This window comes from Hymenobacter jejuensis (assembly GCF_006337165.1).
GTDB lineage: Bacteria > Bacteroidota > Bacteroidia > Cytophagales > Hymenobacteraceae > Hymenobacter > Hymenobacter jejuensis.
The window spans coordinates 4,576,996-4,591,160 of sequence record NZ_CP040896.1 but is presented as its reverse complement, the minus strand read 5'-3'; the positions used below and the strand labels follow the sequence as shown (position 1 = coordinate 4,591,160).

The following is a 14,165-nucleotide window of genomic DNA, read 5'->3' as shown; positions in this document are numbered from 1 at the left end:
CAGCCTACAACAGACGGCGCGTAAGTAATTAGGTGCTAGGCCAAGACCTTGGTTTTGAAATAATTGCAATTTTTACTAACTCTTGAAAAAGTGTAGCAATACTTGCTACTCGCCTTTCATATGGACGCTCCCAACGCGCAAGTGCAATTTTTCCAGCACCTCAAAGTCAAGTTGTTGCCTCACCAATCCTTGGTGGAGGAAGTGGCCGACGTGCTGGACATCAGTACCGACAGTGCGTACCGGCGAATCCGAGGCGAAAAGCCCATCGACTTGACGGAAGTGCAGAAAATCGGTGCCCACTTCAAAGTCTCCATCGATCAGTTCCTATTTCCCCAAACCGAGTGGCTGCTTTTCACGGGCCGCCCCGACATGCAGCCCGAAGACCGCATGGAGCGCTGGATGCTGGACGTAGAAAAACAGCTTGTGCTGATCAATAGCTTTCCTGCTGCGCATATCTATTTCTTAATCAAGGATATACCACTTTTCTATCACTTCCAGATTCCGGAATTAGCCGAGTTTAAGTTCTACTTCTGGATGAAGTCCATTCTCCACGACGAGAAGTTGAAAGGGGTGAAGTTCAGGATCGGCGACGAGCGCTATCGACCTTTGCACGCGATCAGTCAGCGCATCATCCGGCTATATAATAAAGTGCCCACCACCGAAATATGGAACGCGGAGAGCCTGAACAGCACCTTGCGCCAGATTACCTTTTTCAGGGACTACGGCGCATTTGCTTCCGACAATGACGTAGCCCTGCTCTACGAAAAGGTGGCCGAACTCATCGACTACATCGAAGCGCAGGCCGAGCTTGGTGCTAAGTTTATTCTGGGCAAAGGGCCGACTTCGCCCGGGCCGGCGTATCGCTTGTTTGTCAATGAGTTAATCCTGGGCGACAACACCTTCGCTGCCGATTTGGGCCCAACTCGCCTGACGTTTCTCAATCATAGCGTACTCTACTTTGTAGGCACCGCCGACAAAGGCTTCAATGACTTTATGTTTTCCAACTTGGAGAACCTCATGAAAAAATCGACCCTTATTAGCGGCACTGGCGAAAAGGAGAGGGCACAGTTTTTCAACAGCTTACGTCGCACTGTGCAGGCGCATACGGTTTCTGTTCGCTAGCGTAAATCGGGGCGCACAGCCCTTGTTTGATCACTTGCTTTTTCGCAAGCTTACAACGGCATGCCTACGTCTCATGGCACTTACTCCAAGCCTGCTGACAGCGCAACAATGTACAGCTTAGGGATGATAAATGACTCAAAAACGCACATTGTCGAAAACAGAAAAGGCCTTCCTGTTGCTGGAAGGCCTTTTCTTGTAGCGGGGACGAGAGTTGAACTCGTGACCTCAGGGTTATGAATCCTGTGCTCTAACCAACTGAGCTACCCCGCCGGGTTTTTGGTGCCGCAAAGGTAGGCACAAGATTTGATGCAGCGCAACCCTTGCGCAAAAAAAATCCCGTGTATATTGGCTCCTATCTATCCTTTTAAGGACGCCTTTCCGCTCTTACCTAATTATTACCTATGCCGCTTTCTGCAACTCGTTCTAAACATCGCTTTACGGTAGAATACCCTGTAAACGCGTCGCCCAAGATTCTCTATCCTTATCTAGCTTCTGCTTCCGGCTTGTCGCAGTGGTTTTGTCAGGACGTACGCATCGACGAGGATCATCGTTACAATTTCATCTGGGACAACCAAAGTCATTTTGCGGAGATGAACTCGCATCGTACCAACCGCTCGGTACGCTTCGTGTTTCTGGACCACAACAAGCGACACATGCCCGATGCCAATTACCTGGACTTCTCGTTGGAAGAGTCGCAGCTGACTCAGGAAGTGTACCTGCGTATAGTTGACTACTCGGAGGAAACCGACGACGAAGAGCTGCAGGAAATGTGGGAAAGCCTCATCCAGAAACTACGCGAGCAAGTGGGGGGGTAAATTTCTACACTACAATTTGGCGGGAGCGGGAGCGAAACGAGTCTTACCTTCGTTTTACTTTCGCTCCTTACTTTTTCTCGGCTACAGCCGTTAGTAGGGCTTGCGCTGAACCACCATGAAAAAACTCGATAAACTGATTTTAAAGGCCTTCGCGGGACCTTTTCTGCTCACGTTTGCGGTAGTAGAATTTATTCTGCTGACCCAGTACATGCTCAAGTATCTCGACGACTTGGTGGGTAAAGACTTGGGTATGAGCGTGATAGGCCAGTTGTTGTTTTACTTCAGCGTGCTGATGATCCCGATATCGCTGCCGCTGGCCGTGTTGCTGTCGTCGCTGATGACCTACGGCACGCTCGGGGAGCACCACGAATTAACGGCGATCAAAACATCCGGCATTTCCCTGACGCGGATCTTGCGTCCGGTCATGCTGGTGAGCGTGGTGTTGTCACTGGGGGCATTTTGGTTTAATAACACCATTGTGCCAATTGCTAACCTCAACGCCTACAGCCTGTTATGGGATTTGCGGCAACAGAAGCTGGCCTTAGATATCCGGGAGGGCGTTTTCTACAACGGCATTCCGGGATACACCATTAAAGTGAATAAAAAGCTGGGTGACGACGGCGACATTCTGATGGGCGTGATGATTTACGATCATACCCAGGGCAGCGGCAACGCCCGTGTCATTCTGGCCGATTCGGGAAGGATGTTTACCCGCTTTGATGGACAATACCTTAGCTTAGAGTTGTATCGGGGCAAAACCTACGTGGAGCAACCCGACGCTCGTGACCGAGCTGGGGCTACTTTTGTTCGGCAAGCATTCGACCGCAACATGATCACGTTTTCGCTGGCTTCCTTTGACCTCAACCGGACGAAGAAGGAACTGTTTACCGAAAACAAAATGATGAAAAACATCCCCGAGTTGCACGCCTACAGCGACTCGCTGCACAACCGCCTGATGATCGAGCGCAAGCAGATGATCATGCAATTGAATCCGTACTACACTTACGTGCGGTTTGATACGACCGGCGCAGCCGCCAACCGACGCGTTGCAGGGTGGAAGGTACACACCAAAAAACTGCCGCCGCCTCAGGCCGGGTATGTCGAACAGGCCCTGAACCGGGCCCGCAACGTGCGCGCTTTTGCCAGCAGCAATACCGAGCGCCTCACCACATTAGCCAAAGACACTGCTGGTTATCGCATCGAGATATATCGTAAATACACGCAATCGGCGGCGATTCTGCTGATGTTTTTGATCGGAGCACCCTTAGGCTCCATTATCAAGAAAGGGGGGCTGGGCGTTCCCATTCTGATCGCTATTACCTTTTTCATTGTCTACTACGTCATCTCCATTCTGGGCGAGAAGTGGGGGCGCGAAACGATTATGCCCGTAGGCCTAAGCATGTGGATGGCCAATGCCATTCTGCTCCCGATGGGCTTGTTCTTTCTGTATCAAGCTCGTCACGACTCGGGGTTGCTGGAAGTGGATTTCTGGCGCCGCCTGCCGGCTAAAATTCGCTGGCCGTTTCGCGGGTACCAGCGTTCTTCCTAACGCTGGGGTTTAGCCACTATTTGCATTATTTTTGCCGGCTTATACTCTTAAACTAAGGGCTATTGGCTAACAACCAACGGCGAAATTCCTTACCTTTGCGGCCAACCCGAAATGCGGGCCATATTTTTTCACATTTAATCCAGGACGGGGAAACCTATCTGCCGATGAAACTCACTACCGAAGTAAAACAGGCAATTTTCGAAAAGAACAGCCTGCAGAAAACTGCAACCGATACGGGTTCTGCTGAATCGCAAATTGCGCTCTTCACGCACCGCATCAACCACCTCACTGAGCACCTGAAAGAAAACAAGAAGGACTTCTCGACCCGTCTGGGCTTGTTGAAGCTTGTTGGTAAGCGTCGCCGCCTGTTGGATTACCTGCAGCACCGCGAGATCAACCGCTACCGTGCAATTATTAAGGAGTTGGGTATCCGCAAGTAACCCACCCCGCGAGAGTAGGGAGCCCTTCGTTAAGGGTTCCCTACTCTTTTTTTATTCGGTTCGGTCACTTTTTAGGCCTGTTCCGTTGTTTATCCTTCAGAAGTACATGAGCAAAGCAGTGTCGTAGGGCACTGTTTTTTTGGCTGCTCGCCCGCTGTCGCTTTTTCAAGCAACCCCTAGAAGATGCCCAATTACAACGCTGTTACCAAATCCATTACGCTGCCCGATGGCCGGCAAATCACAATCGAAACCGGCAAGCTGGCCAAATTCGCCGACGGCGCCGTAGTCGTACGCCTTGGCGATGCCATGCTGCTGGCTACGGTCGTGTCGCAGCCCAGCGCTCGCGGTGAGGTTGACTTCCTGCCGCTGTCAGTCGATTATCAGGAGAAATTTGGAGGTGCCGGTAATATTCCCGGTTCGTTTCAGCGCCGCGAAGGCCGCCTGTCGGACTACGAAATCTTGGTTTCTCGTCTTGTAGACCGCATTTTGCGGCCGATGTTCCCTAAGGATTATCACTACGAAGTACAAGTGATGATCACGCTGATCTCGGCCGACAAAGCCGTTCAGCCCGATGCGTTGGCAGCCCTAGCTGCTTCGGCTGCCCTTTCGGTTTCGGACATTCCTTTTGCCGGCCCGATTTCGGAGGTACGCGTAGCCCGTATCGACGGCAAGCTGCAAATTAACCCCCTGACCGTTGACATTGCCCGCGCCGACATCGACCTGATCGTAGGTGCTACTGCCGATTCGGTGGCTATGGTGGAAGGCGAGATGAACGAAGTGAGCGAAGAGGAAATGGTGGAAGCCATTGCCTACGCTCATGAAGCCATTAAAGAGCAAGTACGCGCACAGCAAGAACTGGCCGCTGCCGTGGAGAAATCGCACGTAAAGCGTGAGTATCCGAAGTACGAAGAAAACGAAGAGCTGAAAAAGCGCGTTCTCGACGAGGTGTATCAGCAGGCATACGAGATTGCCAAATCTGGCAACACCAGCAAGTCAGGTCGTAAGGATGCTTTCGGCGCTGTGAAGAAGTCACTGACCGAGAAGCTGTTGGAAGAGCAGCCTGAGCTGGACATGAAAATGTTCGGTCGCTACTACGCTTCCGCTGAAAAGAAGGCCATCCGCGACATGATGATCAAAGAGCGCACGCGCCTCGACGGCCGCGCGCTGACGCAGATCCGTCCGATTTGGAGTGAAGTGAACTACTTGCCCGGAGCTCATGGCTCGGCTTTGTTTACCCGCGGCGAAACCCAATCGCTGACTACCGTAGCGCTGGGTACCAAACTCGATGAGCAAATCATCGATACGGCCATGCAATCGGGGTATAACAAGTTCATGCTGCACTACAACTTCCCTGCCTTCTCGACCGGTGAAGTGAAGCCCAACCGCGGCCCCGGCCGCCGGGAAATTGGTCACGGCAACTTGGCCATGCGTTCGCTGAAGAAAGTATTGCCTTCGGAAGATGAAAACCCTTACACCATTCGCGTGGTTTCGGACATTCTGGAATCGAATGGCTCGTCGTCGATGGCGACGGTATGCGCGGGTTCGCTGGCGCTGATGGACGCGGGCATCAAAGTGCGTGCGGCCGTTTCGGGTATTGCCATGGGCCTTGTACAGGACAAAGAAACCGGCGATTATGCTGTGCTTTCAGACATTCTGGGCGATGAGGATCACCTCGGTGATATGGACTTCAAAGTAACCGGCACGGAGAAAGGCATCGTGGCTTGCCAGATGGACATCAAAATCCAGGGCTTGAGCAATGAAATCATGACAGCCGCGCTGCACCAGGCCCGTGAAGGCCGGTTGCACATTTTGGGTGAAATGGCCAAGACCATCTCGGCGCCCGCTGCCGAGCTGAAGCCGCATACGCCTCGTTCGCATAAGATGTTGATTGACAAAGAGTTTATCGGTGCGGTAATCGGACCGGGTGGCAAAGTCATTCAGCAGATTCAGAAGGATACCAACGCTACGGTTATCATCGAGGAGAAGGACGAGAAAGGCCACGTAAGCATTTTCGCTTCCAACCAAGAAGATATGGAAGCGGCCATCAGCCGCATCCGTGCCATCGCGGCCCAGCCCGAAGTAGGCGAAACCTACAAAGGCAAAGTGCGCAGCATCCAGCCCTACGGCGCTTTCGTAGAAATCATGCCGGGCAAAGACGGCCTGCTGCACATTTCGGAAGTAGCTCACGAACGCCTCGCCACCTTGGAAGGTGTGCTCGAAGTAGGCCAGGATATCGATGTGAAGCTGCTCGACATTGACAAGAAGACGGGCAAGTACCGTCTCTCGCGCAAGGCGCTGCTTCCGAAGCCTGAAAAGGCTCAGGCCAACGGCGAAGCCCAGTAGCAACTAGCCGAACTTTCGCGGGTACTAAAACGTTGCTCACGATTAGTACCCGCGTATAGGTGGAATACCGATGTTAAATTTGATTCAAAACAATTTCTTTCCGCGCCCGCAATGAGACAGCTTAAAATCAGCAAGCAGATCACCAACCGCGAAAGCCAATCGCTGGATAAATACCTCCAGGAAATCGGCAAGGTCGATCTGCTCACTCCCGACGAGGAGGTAACGCTGGCGCAGCGCATTAAAGAGGGTGACCAGCAAGCCTTGGAGAAACTGACCAAAGCCAACCTTCGCTTTGTAGTGTCGGTGGCCAAGCAGTACCAAAACCAAGGTCTTTCGCTCGGTGACCTGATCAATGAAGGTAACCTGGGTCTGATCAAAGCAGCTAAGCGCTTCGATGAAACCCGTGGTTTTAAGTTCATTTCCTACGCCGTATGGTGGATTCGCCAGTCCATTCTGCAGGCTTTGGCTGAGCAGTCGCGTATTGTGCGTTTGCCGCTGAACCGGGTAGGCTCTTTAAATAAAATTTCCAAGTCGTTTTCCGAACTGGAGCAAAAATTCGAGCGTGAACCTTCACCCGAAGAAATTGCCGAGGTATTGGAACTGACGACTTCCGAAGTCGTTGATACGCTGAAGATTTCGGGCCGCCACGTATCTGTGGATGCGCCGTTTGTGCAAGGCGAAGAAAACCGCCTGCTCGACGTGCTCGAAAACGAAGACGAAGAAAGCCCCGACACGGGCTTGATGAACGATTCGCTGCGCAAAGAAGTACAACGTGCACTCTCTACGCTCACCAAGCGTGAAGCTGACGTAATTACACTGTACTTCGGCCTGAACGGCGAGCATTCGCTGACCCTCGAAGAAATCGGGGAGAAGTTCAACCTGACGCGTGAGCGCGTACGCCAGATCAAGGAGAAAGCCATCCGTCGTCTGCGCCACACGTCGCGTTCGAAAGCCCTAAAGCCTTACCTGGGATAAGTTTTTACTCCCTCGCTTTAAAAACCCCAGCCCAGCAGTTGGGGTTTTTCTTTTATGTACTGCTGCTTAGTCCGCGACTGCGGAGCTGCGGCGTACCTTTGCCCACTCAACCTGCTTTTAGTAGCAAATGAATACGACCACTGAACACGTTCATTGTTTGATAATTGGCTCAGGACCAGCTGGTTATACAGCAGCTATTTATGCCGCTCGTGCCAACCTCAAACCTGTAATGTACCAAGGCCTGCAACCCGGCGGCCAACTGACCATCACCAACGACGTCGAAAACTTTCCGGGCTACCCGGATGGCGTAATGGGCCCGGAGATGATGGAAGATTTGAAAAAGCAAGCCGAGCGCTTCGGTACCGATATCCGTTATGGCTTGGCAACAGCTGTTGACTTCTCCGGCCATCCACACCGCATTACAATCGACGAAAACAAAGAAATTACGGCGGATGCCGTGATTATTGCCACTGGTGCTTCGGCCAAATGGCTCGGAATCGAGTCGGAGGCCCGCCTGAACGGCATGGGCGTTTCGGCCTGCGCCGTTTGCGATGGGTTCTTCTACCGCGGTCAGGATGTGGCCATTGTAGGCGCCGGCGACACAGCCGCGGAAGAAGCCACGTATCTGGCCAACTTGTGCAACAAAGTATACATGCTAGTGCGCAAAGGGGAGATGCGGGCTTCGAAAATCATGCAGAAACGCGTCGTTGACAACCCCAAGATTGAAGTGCTTTGGAACACGGCCACAGATGAAATTTTGGGCCAGGATGGCGTGGAAGCGGTTCGAGTGAAGAATATTTTGACGCACGAAACCCGCGAGATTCCGATCAAAGGCTTTTTCGTGGCTATTGGTCATGAGCCCAATTCCAAGATTTTCCAGCCCTATCTGCACCACGACGAGCAGGGCTACCTGAAGACTATTCCAGGCTCGGCCAAGACCAACGTCGATGGCGTGTTTGCCTGCGGCGACGTGCAGGATTACACGTACCGCCAAGCCGTGACGGCAGCGGGTAGCGGCTGCATGGCTGCCCTCGACGCAGAGCGTTACTTGGCTGCGTTAGGCGACCATTAAGCACAAAATTTTATCCCGAGCGAGAAGACAGCGTACGGTGGCCTGTGTGCACTAGCTGCCGTACCTTTCTCGTTTCGTTGGTTACCTTGCCGCGTCATCAAGCTGAAGCGCGGCTCCTCAACATCTATTGTCCTTGCTGAAATTCGTGAAATATTGGCTGGTGCCGTTCGTGCTGCTGGTGCTGTCGTTGGCGCCTGGGCGCGTACTGGCACAACAGCGCAAAGCGCCCCAGACGAAGGCCAAGTCCGGTGATGCCCGCAAGCGGAAAGATTTCTTCCGCATCAAATCACCATCCATTCGGTATGTCCGGCCAGATACGACGGTGCTGATTGAAACCGAGGAATTGCCCGACGACAACTCCGACGCGTCGAAGTCCATTTTCTTCAATCCGGCCAAAAAACTGTCCATCGTGAGTGAGGACACGACCACGCTCAACGAAGGTGGCCAGCAGATTGTGGAGATGGCGGAACAAGTGCTAATAGACAGCTCTTGGATTCAGGTAGCGGGCTACTATTCGATTTGGGACACGCACAACATCAACCCGTATCGTGTGGATGGGCGGCGCCTGCGCGATACGCTGAGCCTGCAACTGACCGATCCACAGCGTAAGCGCTTTGCCAAAATGCCGCTTAACAGCACGCCCATCACCTCAGATTTTGGATTTCGCGGCTACCGTTGGCACTACGGCGACGACCTCGACCTAGAAACCGGCGACTCGGTAAAAGCTGCCTTCGACGGCGTCGTGCGCATTTCGAAATGGGACGGCTCGGGCTACGGCAACTATCTGTTGGTCAGGCACTACAACGGCATTGAAACTTTGTATGGCCATCTGCAGAAAGCCTTGGTCACGCCCGGTACCTTCGTGAAGGCGGGCCAGTTGATCGGATACGGCGGCAGCACGGGCCGCAGCACGGGCTCGCATTTGCACTTCGAGGTACGCTACGAAGGCAATCCCATCGATCCTGAGAAGATGTACGACTTCCCGGATTACAAACTCTGGAAAGACAATTTTCAGATTACGTCGGCACTTTTTAGCTATTACAGCCAAGCCTTACGCGCCAAAGCCGCCGCCCGCAGCCATACCAGCAAACCATCGGCGGCCCGCCGGGTAGTAACGCACCGCATTCGCAGCGGCGATACGCTTTCCGAAATCGCGGAAAAATACGGTGTGTCGGTTGGGCAGCTGAAGCGCCTGAACGGCAGCACCTCAACCTTGCGGCCGGGACGTACACTACGAATCAAATAACTTAGCTTTAACCAAGCCTCAATCATAAGTAATTAATAATCAATTACTTATGATTGAGACTTCTTGCTTGCTGAACCTATGAAACTCGATATTCTGGCCATTGCCGCGCACCCCGACGACGTCGAAATGACCTGCGGCGGTACGTTGGCCGCCGCCGTAGCCCAAGGCAAGAAAGTGGGCATTCTGGACCTGACGCGTGGTGAGTTGGGCACCCGGGGCACGCCGGAAATTCGGGCAGCAGAAGCGGAAGCTGCGGCCAATATACTGGGCGTGCACGTGCGCGAAAACCTAGGGCTGCCCGACGGCTTTTTCCAAAACGACCGTGAGCACCAGCTGCCTATCATTGCGGCGTTGCGCCTGTTTCAGCCGGATATCGTGCTCTCCAACGCCATCCACGACCGCCACCCCGACCACGGCCGCGGTGCCCAACTCACCTCAGAAGCCTGCTTTCTGGCGGGCCTTCGCATGATTGAAACGCTCGATGCCGCCGGCCAGCCCCAGGCCGCGTGGCGCCCCAAGTACGTCTACCATTACATTCAGGATCGCCTCATCATGCCCGACTTTGTAGTCGATGTTTCGGCGTATTGGGATAAGAAAAAGGCTTCGATTGAAGCGTTTCAGTCGCAGTTCTTCAACATCGACGGCAAAGAGCCAAACACCTACCTGACGACGCCTGGCTTTCAGAATTTCCTCGAAGCCCGCGGCCGCGAAATGGGCCACCTCATCGGCGTAGAATTCGGCGAAGGCTTTACCCGCGAGCGCATGATCGGCGTGCGTGATTTGTCGGATTTGATATAGGCACGGTGGACTTCATTGCTGGACATACACCAAGCTGTCTCCAATTGTGCTTGGTTTATCCTAAGAAAAGCCCGCACAACTGTAAGCCATTCGTTGGATGAACCAAGCACAATTACTACTTGATGAACAAGCAGGTGCCACAAGCAAAAAGCCCGGCCTTAAGGCCGGGCTTTTTCATTAAAGGGTCTTTATCTCGTTCCCAATCGGTTGCGTCGCCACTTTGACTCCGGCGCAACCGATTCAGTTGTAGCGGACGCTACCGGGGGCTTTTTCGTTTCCAGTAGCATGGCGCCGAGGACCGCGACCAGTTTGCCGGTGGCTTCATCCAGGGGCGCAGGAGCGAGGTCGGCGGGGGTGAAGTGGTCGCGGATGAAATTGGTGTCGAAGTTGCCGCTTACGAAGGCCGGGTGCTGGAGCACGTAGCGGCCGAAGGGCAGCGTGGTTTCGATGCCGGTGATCTGGTACTCGTCGATGGCGCGGAGCATGCGCTCGATGGCCTCCGTGCGGTCTTTGCCGAAGGTGACGAGCTTGGCAATCATCGGGTCGTAATAGATTGGAATGTCCATGCCTTGCTCAAAGCCGTCGTCGACGCGCACGCCGGGGCCTTGCGGTCGCACGTAAGTCGTGAGCGTACCGATGTCGGGCAGGAAGTTGTTCTGCGGATCTTCGGCGTACACGCGCAATTCTAGGGCATGGCCGTTGATGGCCAAATCCTCCTGCGCAAAGGAAAGCGGCTCGCCCTGTGCCACCTTGATTTGCTCTTTTACGAGGTCAAGACCCGTAATTTGCTCCGTTACAGGGTGTTCTACCTGGAGGCGCGTGTTCATCTCCAGGAAGTAAAAATTCTTGTTTTCGTCGAGCAGGAACTCGACCGTGCCGGCTCCGGTGTAGTTGCAAGCGCGGGCCACGTCCACGGCGCAGCGGCCCATGGCTTCGCGCAACTCCGGCGTGAGCACCGACGACGGAGCTTCTTCGATTACCTTCTGGTGGCGACGCTGAATCGAGCACTCGCGCTCAAATAAATGCACGATATTGCCGTGCTCGTCGCCCAACACCTGAATCTCGATGTGGCGCGGCGAGCCGATGTATTTCTCTATAAATACGGATCCATCGCCGAATGCACTAACTGCTTCTGATACAGCTAGTTGCATTTGTTCCTCAAATTCCTCTTGGCGGTTGACGATCCGCATGCCTTTGCCGCCGCCGCCCGCGGAAGCTTTAATCAGGATGGGAAAACCGACCTCGCCCGCAATGCGCTTGGCCGCCGCCACATCGGTGATGGCTTCTTCGGTGCCGGGCACCAGCGGAATATTGTAGTTGGCCACGGCTGCTTTGGCCGCCAGCTTCGAGCCCATCAGCTCCATAGCTTCGGGCGACGGGCCGACGAAGATCAAACCGGCCTCTTTTACCATGCGCGCAAAGCCGGCATTTTCGGACAGGAAGCCGTAGCCAGGGTGAATGGCATCGACGCCGAGGCGGCGGCACACGTCCAGGATCACGTCGCCACGTAGGTAACTTTCGCTCGATTGGGGTCCGCCGACGCAGACGGCTTCGTCGGCGTAGCGCACGTGCAAGGCATTGCGGTCGGCTTCGCTGAAGATCGCGACGGTTTCAAGGCCCATCTCGCGGGCCGAACGCAGCACGCGCAACGCAATTTCGCCGCGGTTAGCGACCAGCAATTTCCGGATTTTCTTCATGGGTGGTGGGTTGGCGGGCGCCAGTCGGTGGTTTGCAGGGAATTTTTTTGCCGATCGACCCCGGATATTTACCCAAAGAAACGCCATTCTAACGGCTCCCAAAAGCACTGCGGATGTTTTATACGGCAAGCCGAATAAGTTGGAAGCCAAGCCATGAGGGCGTACTTTTGCGGTTTCCTGTAACTTTAGCATCATAGGGAGGGTGTGCCAGCTGCATAACCGCCTGTTTCTTCAACACTTAAATCATTCCCCCGTGGATCTTTTCGAGAAGATTGCCTCTAACCGCGGCCCGCTGGGCAGCCACTCGCACTACGCACACGGCTACTTTACTTTCCCTAAGCTGGAAGGCGAGATTAAGCCCCGCATGATTTTTCGTGGCAAAGAGGTACTCACCTGGAGCCTGAACAACTATTTGGGGCTGGCCAACCACCCCGAAGTGCGCAAGGCCGATGCCGAAGCGGCGGCCGAATGGGGCATGGCCATGCCGATGGGCGCCCGGATTATGTCGGGTAACTCGAACCTGCACGAACAACTGGAAGCCGAGCTGGCCGATTTCATCAAGAAGCCGGATGTGCTGCTGCTCAACTTCGGTTACCAGGGCGTGGTATCCATCATCGACGCGCTCGTGAATCGTCATGACGTGATCGTGTACGATGCCGAGTCGCACGCCTGCATCATCGACGGCGTACGGTTGCACCAGGGCAAGCGCTTTGTGTATCCGCACAACGACATGGAGAGCCTCGAAAAGCAGTTGCAGCGCGCCAAGCGCATGACCGACGAAACCGGTGGCGGCATCCTCGTGATTACGGAGGGAGTGTTTGGCATGTCGGGCAACATGGGCAACCTAAAAGGCGTGATCGCGCTGAAGGAAAAATACGAGTTCCGCTTGTTCGTTGACGACGCCCACGGCTTCGGTACAATGGGTGCTACAGGCGCCGGAACGGGCGAAGAACAAGGCGTTCAGGACGGCATTGACCTATATTTTTCGACGTTTGCCAAGTCGATGGCAAGCATCGGCGCCTTCGTCGGCGGACCCGAGAGCGTAATTGAATATTTGCGTTACAATATGCGTAGCCAAATTTTCGCAAAATCGCTGCCTATGCCGCTTGTAGTGGGTGCTTTGAAGCGTTTGGAGCTCCTGCGTACCAAGCCGGAATTGAAAGAAAACCTCTGGACGGTGGTGCGCGCCCTGCAAAGTGGCCTGCGCGAAAAAGGCTTCAATATCGGGACAACCGAGTCGCCTGTGACACCGGTTTTCCTCAACGGCGAAATTCCCGATGCTACCCAAATAACCTTCGATTTGCGCGAGAATCACGGTATTTTCTGCTCAATCGTGGTTTATCCGGTCGTGCCGAAGGGCGTGATTATGCTGCGTTTGATCCCGACGGCGTCGCACACGCTCGAGGACGTACGCGAAACTATCGTGGCTTTCGAGACCGTAGCTGAAAAGCTGGATAAGGGCTTGTACTCAAAAACGCAGGTTCCGGCCTAAACGCCGCCTATTACGGATCTTCTCTTACCAGACGCCGGTAGCAAAAGATGCTTTCGGCGTTTTGTTTTTGTACTTTAGCTATATGAGGTGGGCTGGTGCAACTAGAGGCGAAGGCAATAATTAGCCAAAAAACTGCCCGTAATAGCGCAGAAAGGGCTTTTGAAAAAAAAGTTGAACTATTGCTTGTATTTGAAATCCCTGTATATTAGAGCCGGTCAAACACATTGTTCCACACCAAACAAACCCCTCTAAAATGAGTAATTTTGGCAAATTGAAGGACCTCGTAATGTCGCTGGAAGGTGACTTCGAAAAGTTCTACGACAAGAACAACTCGGCCGCCGGCACTCGCGTGCGCAAAGGCATGCAGGAGTTGAAAAACATGGCCCAGCAAATCCGTACGGAAGTGCAGGACATGAAAAATACGGCTGGTGGCGCTGCTCCTGCGGCTGCTAGCGGTACCAAGAAAGCGGCCGGTGCTGCTGGTGGTGCCAAGAAAGCGGCCGGTGCTGCTGCTGGCGGTGCCAAGAAAGCTACTGGCACAGCCAAGAAAAAGTAATCAGATGCAGCCTCAACGCTGCATTTTGTATTACAAACGAAAAGGGAGCCCGCTTGCGGG

11 protein-coding genes, 1 tRNA gene and 1 pseudogene are annotated in these 14,165 nt (G+C 53.9%); 11 read left to right on the top strand and 2 right to left on the bottom strand.

Going from position 1 to position 14,165, the window contains the following annotated elements:
• Positions 1-120 precede the first annotated feature (120 nt).
• Positions 121-1,122 carry a helix-turn-helix domain-containing protein gene (locus FHG12_RS18875; protein ID WP_139517269.1) on the top strand — a complete coding sequence of 334 codons (1,002 nt, stop codon included), beginning with the start codon at positions 121-123 and terminating at the stop codon, positions 1,120-1,122.
• Between the two features lie 196 nt (positions 1,123-1,318).
• Here FHG12_RS18875 and FHG12_RS18870 read toward each other — a convergent pair.
• Positions 1,319-1,392: transfer RNA gene (locus FHG12_RS18870), tRNA-Met, on the bottom strand.
• Between the two features lie 131 nt (positions 1,393-1,523).
• Here FHG12_RS18870 and FHG12_RS18865 point away from each other — a divergent pair.
• The 8 genes from FHG12_RS18865 (at position 1,524) to bshB1 (ending at position 10,360) form a co-directional block, all read left to right on the top strand.
• Positions 1,524-1,937 carry an START-like domain-containing protein gene (locus tag FHG12_RS18865; protein WP_139517268.1) on the top strand — a complete coding sequence of 138 codons (414 nt, stop codon included), beginning with the start codon at positions 1,524-1,526 and terminating at the stop codon, positions 1,935-1,937.
• A gap of 115 nt (positions 1,938-2,052) precedes the next feature.
• Entirely contained in the window at positions 2,053-3,486 is a 1,434-nt protein-coding gene (locus tag FHG12_RS18860) for an LptF/LptG family permease (protein WP_139517267.1), read from the top strand.
• A 164-nt stretch (positions 3,487-3,650) separates the two neighbouring features.
• A complete protein-coding gene (gene rpsO / locus FHG12_RS18855; protein WP_139517266.1) occupies positions 3,651-3,926 on the top strand; it encodes a 30S ribosomal protein S15 in 276 nt (91 codons plus the stop codon).
• A 183-nt stretch (positions 3,927-4,109) separates the two neighbouring features.
• Positions 4,110-6,269, top strand: coding sequence for a polyribonucleotide nucleotidyltransferase (pnp, locus tag FHG12_RS18850; protein ID WP_139517265.1), 2,160 nt, complete (start codon positions 4,110-4,112; stop codon positions 6,267-6,269).
• A 111-nt stretch (positions 6,270-6,380) separates the two neighbouring features.
• The gene (locus FHG12_RS18845) at positions 6,381-7,244 is read left to right on the top strand and encodes a sigma-70 family RNA polymerase sigma factor (RefSeq protein ID WP_022823752.1); all 864 of its coding nucleotides are present in this window, start codon (positions 6,381-6,383) and stop codon (positions 7,242-7,244) included.
• Between the two features lie 127 nt (positions 7,245-7,371).
• Positions 7,372-8,316: a thioredoxin-disulfide reductase gene (gene trxB / locus FHG12_RS18840; protein WP_139517264.1), complete on the top strand. Its 945-nt coding sequence runs from the start codon at positions 7,372-7,374 to the stop codon at positions 8,314-8,316.
• Positions 8,317-8,461: 145 nt separating this feature from the next.
• Positions 8,462-9,562 carry a M23 family metallopeptidase gene (locus FHG12_RS18835; protein ID WP_230471191.1) on the top strand — a complete coding sequence of 367 codons (1,101 nt, stop codon included), beginning with the start codon at positions 8,462-8,464 and terminating at the stop codon, positions 9,560-9,562.
• Between the two features lie 78 nt (positions 9,563-9,640).
• Positions 9,641-10,360 (top strand): bacillithiol biosynthesis deacetylase BshB1, encoded by a 720-nt coding sequence (gene bshB1 / locus FHG12_RS18830; protein WP_139517263.1) that lies wholly within the window; start codon positions 9,641-9,643, stop codon positions 10,358-10,360.
• Positions 10,361-10,548: 188 nt separating this feature from the next.
• On the opposite strand, the gene accC is transcribed toward bshB1, so the two are convergent.
• Positions 10,549-12,057, bottom strand: a complete 1,509-nt coding sequence (accC, locus tag FHG12_RS18825) for an acetyl-CoA carboxylase biotin carboxylase subunit (protein WP_139517262.1) — start codon at positions 12,055-12,057, stop codon at positions 10,549-10,551.
• Between the two features lie 253 nt (positions 12,058-12,310).
• On the opposite strand from accC, the gene FHG12_RS18820 reads away from it, so the two are divergent.
• Both FHG12_RS18820 and FHG12_RS21365 read left to right on the top strand, forming a co-directional pair.
• Positions 12,311-13,549, top strand: a complete 1,239-nt coding sequence (locus tag FHG12_RS18820) for an aminotransferase class I/II-fold pyridoxal phosphate-dependent enzyme (protein ID WP_139517261.1) — start codon at positions 12,311-12,313, stop codon at positions 13,547-13,549.
• A 253-nt stretch (positions 13,550-13,802) separates the two neighbouring features.
• Positions 13,803-13,973 (top strand): annotated as a pseudogene (locus tag FHG12_RS21365) (histone H1); the annotation flags it as partial.
• Positions 13,974-14,165 lie beyond the last annotated feature (192 nt).

Excerpts from the sequence above, each read along its gene's own strand:
- bshB1 (WP_139517263.1), top strand. The coding sequence starts at position 9,641 with ATGAAACTCGATATTCTGGCCATTGCCGCGCACCCCGACGACGTCGAA.
- trxB (WP_139517264.1), top strand. The coding sequence starts at position 7,372 with ATGAATACGACCACTGAACACGTTCATTGTTTGATAATTGGCTCAGGA.
- FHG12_RS18860 (WP_139517267.1), top strand. The coding sequence starts at position 2,053 with ATGAAAAAACTCGATAAACTGATTTTAAAGGCCTTCGCGGGACCTTTT.
- rpsO (WP_139517266.1), top strand. The coding sequence starts at position 3,651 with ATGAAACTCACTACCGAAGTAAAACAGGCAATTTTCGAAAAGAACAGC.
- FHG12_RS18865 (WP_139517268.1), top strand. The coding sequence starts at position 1,524 with ATGCCGCTTTCTGCAACTCGTTCTAAACATCGCTTTACGGTAGAATAC.
- pnp (WP_139517265.1), top strand. The coding sequence starts at position 4,110 with ATGCCCAATTACAACGCTGTTACCAAATCCATTACGCTGCCCGATGGC.
- FHG12_RS18845 (WP_022823752.1), top strand. The coding sequence starts at position 6,381 with ATGAGACAGCTTAAAATCAGCAAGCAGATCACCAACCGCGAAAGCCAA.
- FHG12_RS18875 (WP_139517269.1), top strand. The coding sequence starts at position 121 with ATGGACGCTCCCAACGCGCAAGTGCAATTTTTCCAGCACCTCAAAGTC.
- accC (WP_139517262.1), bottom strand. The coding sequence starts at position 12,057 with ATGAAGAAAATCCGGAAATTGCTGGTCGCTAACCGCGGCGAAATTGCG.